Raw genomic sequence first — 15,578 nt, forward strand, 5'->3', positions numbered from 1 at the left:
ACGCATGGTGCATCAATTAATAATCCGGTGAAAATTCCATCTTCCACCGGATTATTTACCTTTAAGTCCTAAACAATCGCTACTCCACCGTCACCGATTTCGCCAGGTTGCGCGGCTGATCGACGTCGGTACCTTTAATCAGCGCCACGTGATAGGCCAGCAACTGCAGTGGTACGGTATAGAAAATAGGCGCAATTACCTCTTCCACGTGCGGCATCTCGATGATGTGCATATTTTCGCTGCTGTTGAATCCGGCATCCTGGTCGGCGAATACGTACAGCACGCCGCCGCGGGCGCGGACTTCTTCGATATTGGACTTCAGCTTCTCCAAAAGCTCGTTATTCGGCGCCACCACGATCACCGGCATCTCGGCATCAATCAGCGCCAGCGGGCCGTGCTTCAGCTCGCCAGCCGCGTAGGCTTCGGCGTGAATATAGGAGATCTCTTTCAGCTTCAGCGCGCCTTCGAGGGCGATCGGATACTGATCGCCGCGGCCGAGGAACAGGGCGTGATGCTTGTCGGAGAAGTCCTCCGCCAGCGCTTCGATACGCTTGTCCTGGGACAGCATCTGCTCAATGCGGCTCGGCAGCGCCTGCAGGCCGTGCACAATATCATGCTCTACGGCGGCGTCCTGACCCTTCAGGTTCGCAAGCTTGGCCACCAGCATCAGCAGAACGGTAAGCTGGGTGGTGAAGGCCTTGGTCGACGCTACGCCAATCTCGGTGCCCGCTTTAGTCATCAGCGCCAGATCAGATTCGCGCACCAGCGAGGAGCCAGGGACGTTGCAGATGGCCAGCGAGCCAAGATAGCCCAGCTCTTTCGACAGGCGCAGCGCGGCAAGCGTATCCGCCGTTTCGCCCGACTGGGAGAGGGTGATCATCAGGCTGTTGCGGCGCACCGCCGATTTACGGTAGCGGAACTCAGAGGCGATCTCAACGTCACACGGCACGCCGGCCAGGGCCTCAAACCAGTAGCGGGATACCATGCCCGAGTTGTAGGAGGTGCCGCAGGCGACGATCTGGATGTGCTCAACCTGAGAGAGCATCTCATTGGCGTTAGCGCCCAGCTCGCTCAGATCGACCTGGCCGTGGCTGATTCGTCCGGTCAGCGTGTTCTTGATGGCGTTTGGCTGCTCGTAGATCTCTTTTTGCATGTAGTGGCGGTAGATGCCTTTATCGCCGGCGTCGTACTGCAGATTAGATTCGATGTCCGGGCGCTGCACCTGCTCGCCGGCTTTATCGAAAATAGCGATGCTGTGGCGGGTGACCTCGGCAATATCGCCCTCTTCAAGGAAGATAAAGCGGCGGGTCACCGGCAGCAGCGCCAGCTGATCGGAGGCGATAAAGTTTTCGCCAACCCCGAGGCCAATCACCAGCGGGCTGCCGGAGCGGGCGGCCAGCAGGGTATCCGGGTGGCGGGTATCCATAATGACCGTACCGTAAGCGCCGCGCAGCTGCGGGATGGCGCGCAGTACAGCTTCGCGCAGCGTACCGCCCTGCTCAAGCTCCCAGTGGACCAGGTGAGCAATCACTTCGGTATCGGTTTCAGAGACAAAGACATAGCCGCGGGCCTGCAGCATTTCGCGCAGCGGCTCGTGGTTTTCGATAATCCCGTTATGGACCACCACAATGTGGTCTGAAACATGCGGGTGCGCATTGCCTTCCGACGGTTCGCCGTGGGTCGCCCAGCGGGTGTGGGCGATACCGGTGCCGCCGTGCAGCGGCTGCTCTGCGGCTGCCTGGGCCAGCTTTTGTACTTTACCGAGGCGGCGCAGGCGGGTCATATGACCCTCTGCATCGACCACGGCCAGACCGGCAGAGTCATAGCCACGGTATTCCAGACGACGAAGCCCTTCGAGAAGGATTTCAGCTATATCACGCTGCGCGACTGCGCCAACAATTCCACACATAGTTTTAAGTTCCGAATTCAGGCATAAATGCCTACGTTGTCGCCGACCTGTTGCCCGTTTTCCGGGCGCCCCGAGCCTTGTAGAGAGTGGGGTTATATTTATAGATACTGCTGGTGGGCGGAGGATTATGTTATCCCCTCATCCCGGCCCTCTTCCCGAAGGAAAAAAGCGAAATTATTTTTTCTTCACCGGACGCTGCCAGCCCTGCTTGTGCACCTGCGGTACGCGGCTCAGCACCAGCTCATTATCGGCCACGTCGCGGGTCACCGTAGTACCGGCCGCAATCGTCACGCCGCGTCCGACGGTCACCGGCGCCACCAGCTGGGTATCGGATCCGACAAAGACGTCATCGCCGATAATCGTCTTGTGCTTGTTCGCGCCGTCGTAGTTGCAGGTGATCGTCCCGGCGCCGATGTTCACATCATCGCCTATCTCGGCGTCGCCGAGGTAGCTAAGGTGACCGGCTTTTGATGCCTTACCCAGCCGCGCCTTTTTCATTTCGACGAAGTTGCCGACGTGGGCGCCCTCCAGCAGCTCGCTGCCCGGACGCAGGCGGGCGAACGGCCCGACGGTACAGTCTGCGTGCAGCCGGGCATCTTCCACCACGGTATAGGGGCTGATAACGCAGTCGTCGCCGATAACGCTGTTTTTTATCACACAGCCGGCGCCAATTTTAACGCGGTGGCCCAGGGTCACCCGGCCTTCAAGAATAACGTTAGTATCAATCTCAACGTCGCGCCCGTGCTGCAGGCTCCCCCGCAGGTCGAAGCGCGAAGGATCGCGCAGCATGACGCCCGCCAGCAGCAGCTTTTCAGCCTGCTCTGCCTGGTACACGCGCTCAAGGCGCGAGAGCTGGAGGCGGTTATTGACCCCTTCCACTTCGCTCAGGCGATCCGGATGAACGGCGACGATATCGCGCCCTTCCTGATAAGCCATCGCAATGATGTCGGTAATGTAGTATTCGCCCTGGGCATTGTTGTTGCTGAGCTTACCCAGCCAGCGCTTAAGATCGGCGCCGCCGGCAATCAGAATACCGGTGTTGATCTCCTGAATCTGCCGCTCGGCGTCCGTCGCATCTTTGTGCTCGACGATGCCGGTCACTTTGCCATTTTCGCGGGTGATGCGGCCGTAGCCGGTGGGATCCTCAAGCCTGACCGTCAGCAGGCCGATGCCGCCCTGCGGCTTGGCCGCGCGCAGGCGCGCGAGCGTTTCGGCGGAAATTAGCGGCACGTCGCCGTACAGCATCATGATGTCTTCATCATCGCGGAAGAACGGCGCGGCCTGCTGCATCGCATGGCCGGTCCCCAGCTGTTCGGCCTGCAGTACCCAGTTCAGGTTGTCGGCCTTCAGGGTCTGCTTCAGCAGCTCGCCGCCGTGGCCGTAGACCAGATGAACCTGCCGCGCGCCGGAGACGTCAGCCACGTCAATCACGTGCTGGACCATCGGCTTGCCCGCAAGGGTATGCAGCACTTTGGGGAGGTCGGAGTACATGCGCGTGCCTTTGCCTGCGGCAAGGATCACTACGCTCATCATGCTGTTTGACATACGCGTCCTGAATCTTTTAAGTGAGAGAAGTAAAGCGATTTAGCGTTGAAAATTCTACATATTTTGCACTACAAAACGTACAGCTGAAAAAGCCTGCATTCCAGCACAATTCTACCCTGCGCTCGCTGCAATAGCAGGATCAAAGAGAGGAAAGCCGCCGTAATGCTGCCCATTACGTCAGGTATCAAGTTTATCTTTTTGATTTAGTGATTAATTTCAGATGCGAATTAAAGAGGCGAAAAGGCAAACGGCGGATACAAAAAAAGCCGCCTGTCGGCAGCCTCTTTGCATAGTCGTTCATTATACAAGCAATCAGAAGCTCATATTGCTGAACAGCGCGATGATTTTATGAAGACGTTTTTTCATTGTGGTTCATTCCTGCATAGCGAATTAATTTTGTGATGTAAGTCACAAAAGTAAGTCTACGCCTGCTTTCTGAACCGATCAATCACTATTGTGATCCAGATCATGCTAAAGCCCGACAGACATAAAAAAGCCAGTCCGGAACAGGACTGGCTTTTGTGCTTTCAAGCCGGTGTTACATCGCTTTCTTGGTCAACTCGATAACGCGCAGTTTAGCGATCGCTTTGGCCAGCTCAGCGGACGCCTGAGCGTAATCCACATCGCCGTGAGAGCTCTTAATGTGCTCTTCCGCTTTACGCTTGGACTCCAGGGCTCGCGCTTCGTCGAGCTCCTGGCCGCGGATCGCGGTGTCAGCCAGCACGGTGACGTTGCCAGGCTGAACTTCCAATACGCCGCCGGACAGGTAGATAAACTCTTCCTTCCCGTGCTGCTTCACGATGCGAATCATACCAGGCTTAATGGCGGTGAGCAGCGGAGCGTGGCCCGGGTAAATACCCAGTTCACCTTCGCTACCCGTTACCTGGATCTTCTCAACCAGGCCGGAGAACATCTCCTGCTCTGCGCTGACGACGTCCAGGTGGTAAGTCATTGCCATATCACCCTCCGATTAAGGCGTTAAAGTTTTTTAGCTTTCTCGACCGCTTCGTCGATGGAGCCAACCATGTAGAACGCCTGCTCCGGCAGATGATCGTATTCGCCGTCCAGAATGCCCTTAAAGCCGCGGATGGTCTCTTTCAGAGATACGAATTTGCCCGGAGAACCGGTGAAGACTTCTGCAACGAAGAACGGCTGAGACAGGAAGCGCTGAATTTTACGCGCACGGGCTACCGTCAGCTTATCGTCTTCGGACAGTTCGTCCATACCCAGGATGGCGATGATGTCTTTCAGCTCCTGATAGCGCTGCAGGATAGACTGCACGCCGCGAGCGACATCATAGTGCTCCTGACCTACAACCAGCGGATCCAGCTGACGGCTGGTGGAGTCCAGCGGGTCAACGGCCGGGTAGATACCCAGGGAGGCGATCTGACGGCTCAGTACCACGGTCGCGTCAAGGTGCGCAAAGGTGGTTGCCGGAGACGGGTCAGTAAGGTCATCCGCAGGTACGTATACCGCCTGTACGGAGGTGATAGAACCGGTTTTGGTGGAGGTGATACGTTCCTGCAGAACACCCATCTCTTCCGCCAGCGTCGGCTGGTAACCTACTGCAGAAGGCATACGGCCCAGCAGTGCGGATACTTCAGTACCGGCGAGGGTATAGCGGTAGATGTTATCGACGAACAGCAGAACGTCACGACCTTCGTCACGGAATTTCTCAGCCATGGTCAGACCGGTCAGCGCCACGCGCAGACGGTTTCCCGGCGGCTCGTTCATCTGGCCGTACACCAGGGATACTTTGTCGATAACGTTGGAGTCGGTCATTTCGTGGTAGAAGTCGTTACCCTCACGAGTACGTTCACCCACGCCCGCAAACACGGAGTAGCCGGAGTGCTCGATCGCGATGTTACGGATCAGCTCCATCATGTTTACGGTTTTACCAACGCCCGCACCGCCGAACAGACCGACTTTACCGCCCTTCGCGAACGGGCAAATCAGGTCCATTACCTTGATACCGGTTTCCAGCAGTTCCTGAGAGCTGGAGAGCTCTTCATAGGACGGCGCAGCGCGGTGGATCGCCCAACGCTCTTCTTCGCCGATATCGCCTTTCATATCAACCGGCTGACCCAGCACGTTCATAATACGGCCGAGGGTCGCTTTACCTACCGGGACTTCGATCGGATGTTCGAGATCTTTAACTTCCAGACCGCGACGCAGACCGTCAGAAGAACCCATTGCGATGGTACGCACGATACCGCCGCCGAGCTGCTGCTGAACTTCCAGCACCAGGCTCTCATTACCATTCTGTACCTCAAGCGCGTCGTAAACGCGCGGTACGGCGTCCTGAGGGAACTCGACGTCCACCACGGCGCCGATTACCTGGACAATCTTTCCAGTAGCCATTTTGAATCCTCTACGAAATTCGTAAACCTGGTTAAACCGCGGCGGCCCCCGAGACGATCTCGGTGAGTTCCTGAGTAATGCTGGCCTGACGAGCCTTGTTGTAGACCAACTGCAGCTCTTTGATCAGGTTTCCGCCATTATCGGTCGCGGCTTTCATCGCCACCATACGCGCGGCCTGCTCGCTGGCCAGGTTTTCTACCACGCCCTGATAAACCTGGGACTCCACATAACGACGCAGCAGGGTATCCAGCAGCGCTTTCGGATCCGGTTCGTACAGGTAATCCCAGGATTTACGCTTCAGATCCTCATCTTCTGATGCCGGCAGCGGCAGCAGCTGAGTGATGGTCGGAACCTGAGACATGGTGTTAACAAATTTATTGCTGACGACGTATAGCCTGTCGAGACGGCCTTCATCGTAAGCCTGCAACATCACTTTTACCGCACCGATCAGTTCAGACAGGGAAGGATTGTCTCCCATGCCGGTCACCTGAGCGACGACGTTACCGCCGACGGTGTTGAAGAAAGAGACGCCCTTAGCGCCGATCAGTGCGAGTTCGCTCTGAACGCCTTTATCGGACCACGCTTTCATATCCGCCAGCACTTTTTTGAACAGGTTAATGTTCAAACCGCCGCACAGACCACGGTCAGTGGACACGACCAGGTAACCTACGCGCTTGACTTCACGCTCTTCCAGGTACGGATGTTTGTATTCCAGATTACCGCTGGCAAGGTGACCAATCACTTTGCGCATGGTATCTGCATAAGGACGGCTGGCCGCCATGCGATCCTGCGATTTACGCATTTTGGAAGCGGCGACCATCTCCATCGCTTTGGTGATCTTCTGCGTGTTCTGGACGCTTGCGATCTTACTACGTATCTCTTTTGCGCCGGCCATGAGCTTCTCCTCAATGCCTTGCAGCCTGCCCTAGGGCAGGCCGCCAGACGTTACCAGGACTGGGTTGCTTTGAAGGAATCGAGGACGCCTTTCAGCTTGCCTTCGATTTCGTCGTTATAGCCACCGGACTGGTTGATCTCTTGCATCAGCGGAGCGTGGTCACGGTCAGCGTAAGCCAGCAGTGCGGCTTCGAAGCTACCGATTTTCGCCAGTTCAACATCTGCCAGATAACCGCGCTCTGCCGCATAAAGAACCAGAGCCTGCTGCGCAACGGACATCGGCGCATACTGTTTCTGTTTCAGCAGTTCGGTCACTTTCACACCGTGATCGAGCTGTTTACGGGTTGCATCGTCAAGGTCAGAGGCAAACTGGGAGAACGCCGCCAGTTCACGATACTGCGCCAGCGCGGTACGAATACCACCGGACAGTTTCTTCATGATCTTGGTCTGGGCTGCACCACCAACACGGGATACGGAGATCCCCGGGTTAACCGCAGGACGAATACCGGCGTTGAACAGGTTGGTTTCCAGGAAGATCTGACCATCGGTAATCGAGATAACGTTGGTCGGAACGAATGCGGAAACGTCACCCGCCTGGGTTTCGATAATCGGCAGCGCGGTCAGTGAACCGGTTTTGCCTTTCACTGCACCTTTGGTGAAGGCTTCAACGTATTCGGCGTTAACACGCGCAGCACGCTCCAGCAGACGGGAGTGGAGATAGAATACGTCACCCGGGAAAGCTTCACGTCCTGGCGGACGACGGAGCAGCAGCGACACCTGACGATAAGCGACAGCCTGCTTGGACAGGTCATCGTAAATGATCAGCGCATCTTCACCGCGGTCGCGGAAATATTCGCCCATCGCGCAGCCGGCATACGGCGCCAGGTACTGCAGCGCAGCGGATTCAGAGGCGGTGGCCACCACAACGATGGTGTTGGACAGCGCGCCGTGCTCTTCCAGTTTACGCACCACGTTAGAGATGGTGGACGCTTTCTGGCCGATAGCGACGTATACGCACTTAATACCGGAGTCGCGCTGGTTAATGATCGCATCGATTGCCAACGCGGTTTTACCGGTCTGACGGTCACCGATGATCAGCTCACGCTGACCGCGGCCGATTGGGATCATGGCATCCACTGACTTATAACCGGTCTGCACCGGCTGGTCGACGGACTGACGGTCGATAACGCCCGGGGCAATAACTTCGATTGGCGAGAAGCCATCGTGTTCAACCGGACCTTTACCGTCGATTGGCGCACCCAGGGTGTTCACCACGCGGCCCAGCAGGCCGTTACCTACCGGCACTTCCAGGATACGACCGGTACACTTGACCTTCATGCCTTCGGCGAGGTCAGCGTACGGGCCCATCACCACCGCACCTACGGAGTCGCGCTCCAGGTTCAGGGCGATAGCGTAACGGTTACCCGGCAGGGAGATCATCTCACCCTGCATACAGTCGGCAAGGCCGTGAATGCGGATAACACCGTCGCTTACAGAAACAATAGTACCTTCGTTGTGAGCCTCGCTCACAACATTGAACTGAGCAATGCGCTGCTTGATCAGTTCGCTGATTTCGGTGGAATTCAGTTGCATGCTCCAGTCCCCTTAAGACTGCAAGACGTCTGCAAGGCGCTCAAGACGGCCGCGTACGCTACCGTCAATGACCGTATCACCCGCTCGGATGATGACGCCTGCCATTACAGACTTATCGATATTGCAATTCAGCTTCACTTTGCGTGACAGACGTTTTTCCATCGCAGCGGAAATTTTCGCGAGCTGTTCATCACTCAGCGGCGCAGCGGAGGTCACATCAACCTCAATCGTTGCTTCGCTCAGTGCGCGCAGGTGCACGAACTGCTCAAGAACATCCGGAAGTGCGACCAGACGACCATTTTCAGCCATTACCCGAATCAGGTTCTGACCATTGGCGTCGAGTTGCTCACCGCAGATGGCGATAAACGCATCGGCGAGCGCTTCCGGTGCCAGCGCACCGGAGAGCATATCTGCCACTTGTTCGTTCTTCGTCACCTCGGCGGCAAACGCCAGCATGTTCTGCCAGCTGTCTACGCTCTGGTGTTCGACCGCAAAGTCAAAAGCTGCTTTGGCGTAGGGGCGAGCTACCGTTACAAATTCAGACATCAGCCCCTCCCTCCTTACAGTTCAGCGACAAGTTTATCCACGATGTCGCTGTTAGCAGCTTCATCCACGGAACGTTCGATGATCTTCTCGGCACCAGCAACAGCCAGAATCGCGACCTGCTTGCGAAGTTCTTCGCGAGCACGTTTACGCTCGGCGTCAATCTCAGCCTGCGCCTGGGCAACGATTTTGTTACGTTCCTGTTCTGCTTCAACCTTCGCTTCGTCCATGATCTGCGAGCGGCGTTTGTTTGCCTGCTCGATGATCACCTGGGCTTCCGCTTTGGCTTTTTTCAGCTGGTCGGTCGCGTTGGCCTGTGCAAGGTCCAAATCTTTCTTAGCGCGTTCTGCAGAAGCCAGACCGTCAGCAATTTCTTTCTGACGCTTTTCGATGGCAGCGATTAACGGCGGCCATACGTACTTCATGCAAAACACAACAAAAATGACAAACGCGATGGCCTGGCCGAGGATTGTTGCGTTCATATTCACGGCACAATACCTCTTAAAAATTAACGACTAACTTACTACGCGACGGCGAACATCACGTACAGACCCAGACCTACAGCGATCATCGGGATAGCATCCACCAGACCCATAACGATAAAGAACTGAGTACGCAGCAGAGGGATCAGATCCGGCTGACGCGCTGCGCCTTCCAGGAATTTACCCCCGAGGATGCCGATACCGATCGCAGCACCGATCGCCGCCAGACCCATCATCACAGCGGCAGCCATGTACAGCAGATCCATATTCAGGTTTTCCATGACAGTCTCCAGTTTGTTTCAGTTAAAACGTAGTAGTGTGGTAAAAATTAATGCTCTTCAGACGCCATCGACAGATAAACGATCGTCAGAACCATGAAAATAAAGGCTTGCAGCGAGATAATCAGGATGTGGAAAATGGCCCAAGGCACATTCAGAAGCCACTGTGACCACCACGGCAGAAGACCCGCTATCAGAATGAAAATCAGCTCACCTGCGTACATGTTGCCGAACAGTCGCAGACCGAGAGAGATCGGTTTGGACAGCAGGCTGACGCCTTCCAGAATCAGGTTGATTGGAATGAACGCCCAGTGATTGAACGGCTGCAGGGTGAGCTCTTTAACAAAGCCGCCTACGCCTTTCATTTTGATACTGTAGAAAAGAATCAGGATAAATACGCCCAGCGCCATCGACATGGTCACGCTGGCATCGGCAGACGGTACTACGCGCAGTGCTGGCAGACCCAGATAGTGCTCACCAATGTATGGGAGCAGGTCGATTGGCAGCAGGTCCATCAGGTTCATCAGGAATACCCAGACGAAGACGGTCAGCGCCAGCGGAGCAATCAGCTTGCTCTTGCCGTGATACATCTCCTTCACGCTGCCATTGACGAAACCAACGACCATTTCAATCGCCGTCTGGAATTTCCCAGGAACGCCGCTGGTCGCTTTCTTCGCAACGCTGCGGAACATGGCAAGAAACAGCAGACCCAGTACCACCGAGAAGAACATGGAGTCGATGTTGAGCGTCCAGAAGGTGGCCGGGGGATGATGCGGATCCACCAGCGAGAATGTACGCAGGTCAATCTGAAGGTTATTCAGATGGTGACCTATGTAATCCTGCGGTGTTGAGATTTCTCCTGCAGACATGATGCCTTTACCCTTTTTTGTTGATTACAGCTGGCGCCAGAACGTGTACCACCAGCACCAAAACCCATGTCACTATCAGCGGCAGAAATACCACTTTAAACACCGCCAGCGCCATCACCAGTAGGGTGAAGGTCAGCACCACCTTAACGACTTCACCAAGGGCGAAAGACCAGGCCACGCGGCCTTTAGCAGGTGTATGCGCCTGATGACGCCAGGCAAAAATCATAAACAACGCATTCGGCAGTATCACCGCCACGCCTCCGCATACTGCGGAGATGCCCCAGAAGGGGTCTTTGAGGCTAAACAGCAGTCCGCTTGCTATTACCGCCAGGAGCTGAATGAACAGAAGCTTGCGAGCTACATTTCCACTCAAGAGCGACACGGTCATTTTGTATTACTCCTGCTCCCTTCGAGGTACGCCGCGTGTCGTATAAAACGTTCTTTAAGGCCCGGAGTCAAGCATCAAAAAGCGGACAAATTATACGGGCACGCCCCGCGATTTCAAACAATAAGTAGCTAAAAGGTGAATAAATGTTTAAATATTTTTCGTTGGCCCTGTTTTTCTACTTTTTGAGAAACTGTGAACCTTCATGCAAAACTGCAAATAGCGCGAAAACCCGCCATTTAAAGCGTGAATTCGATCACAAAAAAAACATTTTCGCCGTTTCTCGAATTACGCACATAAGGATCTCTATTAACGTATCATCATGAAATAGTTAACATTATTATCAGATAAATTTTAAAAAGTCCCTATACTTGATAAAAACCTTTAATTGACATTCATAGCAAACATTTAACATCTGCCAGCGGTTCAGCCAGAGAAGTTATAGCCTGCTGATATTTTCATGCCTGACTATTTTCATGGTTAAGCAAAAAAAGCGACGTTAACAGCAGGAAAATCATCAGTAACGATAGGGTTAAATGTAACCGAAAGTATCCTGCTGCCGGACGTTCATTTTTAACACAATGCTGTACATTTAAACTTCACATTTTTTGATAAAAATTAAATTTTATTTGGCTTAATCGTGACCAAATGACGCTCACCTTCCAGCTGCGGAACCTGAAGTTTCGTGATGTTTTCTACGGAAAAATTTGCCGGCAATTGCGCAATTTCATCCTCAGGCAGAACGCCCTTGAGCGCATAGAAGCGTCCCTCTTCTCCCGGAAGATGATGGCACCAGCTCACCATATCGGTCAGAGAGGCAAAAGCGCGGCTGATAACGCCGTCAAACGGCGGTTCGGCGGGGAACGCCTCCACCCTGCTCTGCACCGGGGTAACGTTCTCAAGCTTCAGCTCGTGCTGTACCTGGCGCAGGAAGCGCACGCGCTTGCCGAGGCTATCCAGCAGCGTGAACTGCGCCTGCGGCAGCACAATCGCCAGCGGGATGCCCGGCAGGCCAGGGCCGGTGCCGACGTCGATAAAGCGGCTGCCCGCAAGGTAGGGCGCCACCACGATGCTGTCGAGAATGTGGCGCACCAGCATCTCGTTCGGGTCGCGCACCGACGTCAGGTTATAGGCTTTGTTCCACTTGTGGAGCAGTTCGACATAGGCCACCAGCTGCTGCTGCTGTTCCCCGGACAACGAAATGCCTGCTGCGGCGAGCAGGCGAGCGAGTTTATTGAGCACGTTGTTACCTGTAGAGATGCGTAGATTAAGAGGTTAGCCCGGCGGCCGTTGTGCGCCGCCGGGAAAAATCATAGCGTCAGGCGCTGCGGCGCAGCATACCCTGTTTTTTCAGCCACACCAGCAGAATGGAGATGGCCGCCGGCGTGACGCCGGAGATGCGCGAGGCCTGGCCGATAGACGAAGGCTTATGATCGTTCAGCTTGGCAATCACTTCGTTGGACAGGCCGCTCACCTGGCGATAGTCGAGGGTGGCGGGCAGCAGCGTATTCTCATTGCGCTGCTGTTTCTCGATCTCGTCCTGCTGGCGTGCGATATAGCCTTCGTACTTCACCTGGATCTCGACCTGCTCGGCCGCCTGCGGATCGTCAAGGCCCGGCGCGAACGGCGACAGCTGGACCAGCTGCGCGTAGGTCATCTCCGGGCGGCGGAGCAGATCCTCACCGCTCGCCTCGCGGGAGAGCGGCGCGGTCAGATGGCCGTTGACTTCGGCAGCCGCCTCGTGAGCCGGCGCAACCCAGCTTGCTTTCAGGCGCTGGCGCTCCTGTTCGATGCTCTCAAGCTTCTGGTTGAAGCGCGCCCAGCGCGCGTCGTCCACCAGGCCCAGCTCGCGGCCCTGCTCGGTGAGGCGCAGATCGGCGTTATCTTCGCGCAGCATCAGGCGGTACTCCGCCCGGGAGGTAAACATGCGGTACGGCTCTTTAGTGCCGAGCGTGCAGAGGTCGTCCACCAGCACGCCGAGGTAGGCCTGATCGCGGCGCGGCGCCCAGCCCTCTTTTTCGGCAGAGAAGCGCGCGGCGTTAAGCCCCGCCAGCAGCCCCTGGGCGGCGGCCTCTTCATAGCCGGTGGTGCCGTTGATCTGTCCGGCAAAGAACAGGCCGTGAATGTATTTGCTCTCCAGCGTCGGCTTCAGATCGCGCGGATCGAAGAAGTCGTACTCGATAGCGTAGCCCGGGCGGACGATCTTCGCGTTTTCCATCCCCTCCATCGAGCGGACGATCTGCATCTGCACGTCGAACGGCAGGCTGGTGGAGATCCCGTTGGGGTAAATCTCGTTGGAGGTCAGCCCTTCGGGTTCGAGGAAGATCTGGTGCTGATTGCGGTCGGCAAAGCGCATCACCTTATCTTCGATAGAGGGGCAGTAGCGCGGGCCGATACCCTCAATCACCCCGGCGTACATCGGGCTGCGATCGAGGTTGTTGCGAATAACGTCGTGGGTTTTCTCGTTGGTATGGGTGATGTAGCACGGCACCTGCTGCGGATGCTGGCTGGCGCTGCCCATGAACGAGAACACCGGCATCGGATTGTCGCCGTGCTGCTGAGCAAGCACGCTGAAATTGATGGTGCGGGCGTCGATGCGCGGCGGCGTACCGGTTTTCAGACGGCTGACGCGCAGCGGCAGTTCGCGCAGGCGGCGGGAGAGCGGGATCGACGGCGGATCGCCGGCGCGGCCGCCGCTGTAGTTGTCCAGCCCGATATGAATTTTGCCGTCGAGGAAAGTCCCGACGGTGAGCACCACGGCTTTAGCGCGGAACTTCAGGCCCATCTGGGTCACGGCGCCGACTACCCGATCGTTTTCGACGATCAGATCCTCAACCGCCTGCTGGAAGATCATTAAATTTGGCTGGTTCTCCAGCGCGGTGCGCACCGCCTGGCGATAGAGCACGCGATCTGCCTGAGCGCGAGTGGCGCGTACCGCCGGCCCCTTGCTGGCGTTTAGTATCCTGAACTGAATGCCGGCCTGGTCAATTGCCGTCGCCATCAGCCCGCCGAGCGCATCCACTTCTTTTACCAGGTGTCCCTTCCCGATACCGCCGATCGCCGGGTTGCAGCTCATCTGCCCCAGGGTGTCGATATTGTGGGTTAACAGCAGGGTCTGTTGACCCATGCGCGCCGCGGCCATCGCGGCCTCGGTACCTGCATGACCCCCGCCAATGATGATGACGTCAAAAGGATCCTGATAAAACATGGTTTCTGCCTCGCATGAAAGCGGTGTGAATGATGGAGTGAAGCCCGGGCCGTGGATTCTACTCAACTTTAGTCCAGGGAGAAAGCACCTGCGATCCTGAGTATTAAAAAGAAGATCTTTTAAAGAGAGATCTGTTTTACTGTGATCTCTTATTAGGATCGCCTTCTCTTGTGGATAAGCCGGATCCTGCGTTTTGGATCAAATGCTTATCCAGGATCGTATGCTGTGAATGATCGGTGATCCCGCACCGTATAAGCTGGGATCAGAATGCGGAGTTATGCACAGGACGAAAACTAGCCAAACCTTATACTTTGGATAACTACCGGTTGATCCAAGCTTTTAACCAGAGTTATCCACAGTTGATCGCACGATCTTTACACTTCTCAGAGTAAATTTTTCCAGGATCCCAGCCAAATCTCGGCCGGATCTTCCGGAATGTCATGTTCGAGGACGTTGATCTTCAGCGTCTCGCCAACCTGCTTCGCGCCGCAGGCGAGCAGTTCGGCATCGATTTTGTCGATTGCGCCGCAGAAGGTGTCGTATTCCCGGCTGCCGATGCCGACAGAGCCAAAGCGCACGGCGGAAAGATCCGGCTTCTGTTCCTGCAGGGCTTCATATAAAGGAAGAAGGTTTTCCGGAATATCGCCAGCACCGTGGGTTGAGCTGACCAGCAGCCAGATCCCGGACGCGGTCAGATCCTCCAGCAGCGGACCGTGCTGGACATCGGTTGAAAAACCGGCCTCTTCCAGCTTCTCTGCCAGATGCTCCGCCACATACTCAGCGCCGCCAAGCGTACTGCCACTGATAAGTGTAATGTCTGCCATCACTGCCACCCTTTATTACTGAGGGTGGCATTGTACGCTGTGCGCGAGCTGGGATCTACCTGTGGAAAGATGTGGGATTAAAAAGAGGGATCATGGCCGGATGGTGCGCATAATCGGATTCTGCAGGGAGATCAGCGTCTCGGTGGACTGAATTTCATCGATTGTTTGGATCTTGTTGATAAGTACCTGCTGCAGGGCGTCGATCGAACGGCACATCACCTTAATAAAGATGCTGTAGTGGCCGGTGGTGTAGTAGGCCTCGGTGACCTCATCAAGGCTTTCCAGCTTCGCCAGCGCGGAGGGATAGTCCTTGGCGCTCTTGAGAATGATGCCGATAAAGCAGCAGACATCGTAGCCGAGCTGCTTCGGGCTGACGTCGATGCGGGCGCCGGTGATGATCCCGGCCTGCTTCATCTTCTCGACCCGGACGTGGATCGTGCCGGGGCTGACGCCAAACTGTTTGGCCAGTTCGGCGTAGGCGGTGCGCGCGTTGGCCATTAGCGCCTCGAGGATGCCGCGGTCCAGATTGTCGATCTGATAATTTTCCATAGGTTTTTCTTATGTCTTTTGAACAATCACTCTATATTAGCGCCTTATTTTAATGATTTAAAAGTAGAGAGGCCTTTTTAGTTGTTGATTATTGAATTTCACTGCCCTTCTGTTGCTTAATCAATGGCACAGGACAGA

General features: G+C 55.7%; 15 protein-coding genes. All 15 read right to left on the minus strand.

The window, feature by feature from the left end:
* Positions 1-79: 79 nt before the first annotated feature.
* Positions 80-1,909 (minus strand): glutamine--fructose-6-phosphate transaminase (isomerizing), encoded by a 1,830-nt coding sequence (gene glmS / locus ENGE1_RS20635; RefSeq protein WP_048253542.1) that lies wholly within the window; start codon positions 1,907-1,909, stop codon positions 80-82.
* A gap of 174 nt (positions 1,910-2,083) precedes the next feature.
* Positions 2,084-3,454, minus strand: coding sequence for a bifunctional UDP-N-acetylglucosamine diphosphorylase/glucosamine-1-phosphate N-acetyltransferase GlmU (glmU, locus tag ENGE1_RS20640; RefSeq protein ID WP_048253541.1), 1,371 nt, complete (start codon positions 3,452-3,454; stop codon positions 2,084-2,086).
* A 538-nt stretch (positions 3,455-3,992) separates the two neighbouring features.
* Positions 3,993-4,412, minus strand: a complete 420-nt coding sequence (locus ENGE1_RS20645) for a F0F1 ATP synthase subunit epsilon (RefSeq protein ID WP_043081433.1) — start codon at positions 4,410-4,412, stop codon at positions 3,993-3,995.
* Between the two features lie 20 nt (positions 4,413-4,432).
* Positions 4,433-5,815: a F0F1 ATP synthase subunit beta gene (gene atpD, locus ENGE1_RS20650; protein ID WP_043081434.1), complete on the minus strand. Its 1,383-nt coding sequence runs from the start codon at positions 5,813-5,815 to the stop codon at positions 4,433-4,435.
* A gap of 31 nt (positions 5,816-5,846) precedes the next feature.
* Positions 5,847-6,710, minus strand: a complete 864-nt coding sequence (gene atpG, locus ENGE1_RS20655; protein WP_043081435.1) for a F0F1 ATP synthase subunit gamma — start codon at positions 6,708-6,710, stop codon at positions 5,847-5,849.
* Positions 6,711-6,760: 50 nt separating this feature from the next.
* Positions 6,761-8,302, minus strand: coding sequence for a F0F1 ATP synthase subunit alpha (gene atpA / locus ENGE1_RS20660; RefSeq protein WP_043081436.1), 1,542 nt, complete (start codon positions 8,300-8,302; stop codon positions 6,761-6,763).
* A gap of 12 nt (positions 8,303-8,314) precedes the next feature.
* Complete coding sequence (atpH, locus tag ENGE1_RS20665) at positions 8,315-8,848, minus strand: F0F1 ATP synthase subunit delta (protein WP_043081438.1); 534 nt, start codon at positions 8,846-8,848, stop codon at positions 8,315-8,317.
* 14 nt (positions 8,849-8,862) lie between these two features.
* Positions 8,863-9,333 (minus strand): F0F1 ATP synthase subunit B, encoded by a 471-nt coding sequence (gene atpF, locus ENGE1_RS20670; protein WP_043081440.1) that lies wholly within the window; start codon positions 9,331-9,333, stop codon positions 8,863-8,865.
* Positions 9,334-9,368: 35 nt separating this feature from the next.
* Positions 9,369-9,608, minus strand: coding sequence for a F0F1 ATP synthase subunit C (gene atpE / locus ENGE1_RS20675; protein WP_000429386.1), 240 nt, complete (start codon positions 9,606-9,608; stop codon positions 9,369-9,371).
* A gap of 47 nt (positions 9,609-9,655) precedes the next feature.
* Positions 9,656-10,474, minus strand: coding sequence for a F0F1 ATP synthase subunit A (gene atpB / locus ENGE1_RS20680; protein ID WP_043081442.1), 819 nt, complete (start codon positions 10,472-10,474; stop codon positions 9,656-9,658).
* A gap of 7 nt (positions 10,475-10,481) precedes the next feature.
* Entirely contained in the window at positions 10,482-10,862 is a 381-nt protein-coding gene (gene atpI / locus ENGE1_RS20685) for a F0F1 ATP synthase subunit I (protein ID WP_043081443.1), read from the minus strand.
* A 615-nt stretch (positions 10,863-11,477) separates the two neighbouring features.
* A complete protein-coding gene (rsmG, locus tag ENGE1_RS20690) occupies positions 11,478-12,101 on the minus strand; it encodes a 16S rRNA (guanine(527)-N(7))-methyltransferase RsmG (RefSeq protein WP_043081444.1) in 624 nt (207 codons plus the stop codon).
* A gap of 76 nt (positions 12,102-12,177) precedes the next feature.
* Positions 12,178-14,067: a tRNA uridine-5-carboxymethylaminomethyl(34) synthesis enzyme MnmG gene (gene mnmG / locus ENGE1_RS20695; RefSeq protein WP_043081445.1), complete on the minus strand. Its 1,890-nt coding sequence runs from the start codon at positions 14,065-14,067 to the stop codon at positions 12,178-12,180.
* 383 nt (positions 14,068-14,450) lie between these two features.
* On the minus strand, positions 14,451-14,891 hold the full coding sequence (mioC, locus tag ENGE1_RS20700) for an FMN-binding protein MioC (RefSeq protein WP_043081447.1): 441 nt from the start codon (positions 14,889-14,891) through the stop codon (positions 14,451-14,453).
* Positions 14,892-14,981: 90 nt separating this feature from the next.
* On the minus strand, positions 14,982-15,440 hold the full coding sequence (gene asnC, locus ENGE1_RS20705; RefSeq protein ID WP_013368348.1) for a transcriptional regulator AsnC: 459 nt from the start codon (positions 15,438-15,440) through the stop codon (positions 14,982-14,984).
* Positions 15,441-15,578: the final 138 nt, after the last annotated feature.

Origin of the sequence: Pluralibacter gergoviae ATCC 33028 = NBRC 105706 (assembly GCF_001598855.1) — a bacterium.
GTDB lineage: Bacteria > Pseudomonadota > Gammaproteobacteria > Enterobacterales > Enterobacteriaceae > Pluralibacter > Pluralibacter gergoviae.

Excerpts from the sequence above, each read along its gene's own strand:
- glmS (WP_048253542.1), bottom strand. The coding sequence starts at position 1,909 with ATGTGTGGAATTGTTGGCGCAGTCGCGCAGCGTGATATAGCTGAAATC.
- atpE (WP_000429386.1), bottom strand. The coding sequence starts at position 9,608 with ATGGAAAACCTGAATATGGATCTGCTGTACATGGCTGCCGCTGTGATG.
- glmU (WP_048253541.1), bottom strand. The coding sequence starts at position 3,454 with ATGTCAAACAGCATGATGAGCGTAGTGATCCTTGCCGCAGGCAAAGGC.
- atpG (WP_043081435.1), bottom strand. The coding sequence starts at position 6,710 with ATGGCCGGCGCAAAAGAGATACGTAGTAAGATCGCAAGCGTCCAGAAC.
- ENGE1_RS20645 (WP_043081433.1), bottom strand. The coding sequence starts at position 4,412 with ATGGCAATGACTTACCACCTGGACGTCGTCAGCGCAGAGCAGGAGATG.
- asnC (WP_013368348.1), bottom strand. The coding sequence starts at position 15,440 with ATGGAAAATTATCAGATCGACAATCTGGACCGCGGCATCCTCGAGGCG.
- atpB (WP_043081442.1), bottom strand. The coding sequence starts at position 10,474 with ATGTCTGCAGGAGAAATCTCAACACCGCAGGATTACATAGGTCACCAT.
- mnmG (WP_043081445.1), bottom strand. The coding sequence starts at position 14,067 with ATGTTTTATCAGGATCCTTTTGACGTCATCATCATTGGCGGGGGTCAT.
- atpH (WP_043081438.1), bottom strand. The coding sequence starts at position 8,848 with ATGTCTGAATTTGTAACGGTAGCTCGCCCCTACGCCAAAGCAGCTTTT.
- atpA (WP_043081436.1), bottom strand. The coding sequence starts at position 8,302 with ATGCAACTGAATTCCACCGAAATCAGCGAACTGATCAAGCAGCGCATT.
- atpD (WP_043081434.1), bottom strand. The coding sequence starts at position 5,815 with ATGGCTACTGGAAAGATTGTCCAGGTAATCGGCGCCGTGGTGGACGTC.
- mioC (WP_043081447.1), bottom strand. The coding sequence starts at position 14,891 with ATGGCAGACATTACACTTATCAGTGGCAGTACGCTTGGCGGCGCTGAG.
- atpI (WP_043081443.1), bottom strand. The coding sequence starts at position 10,862 with ATGACCGTGTCGCTCTTGAGTGGAAATGTAGCTCGCAAGCTTCTGTTC.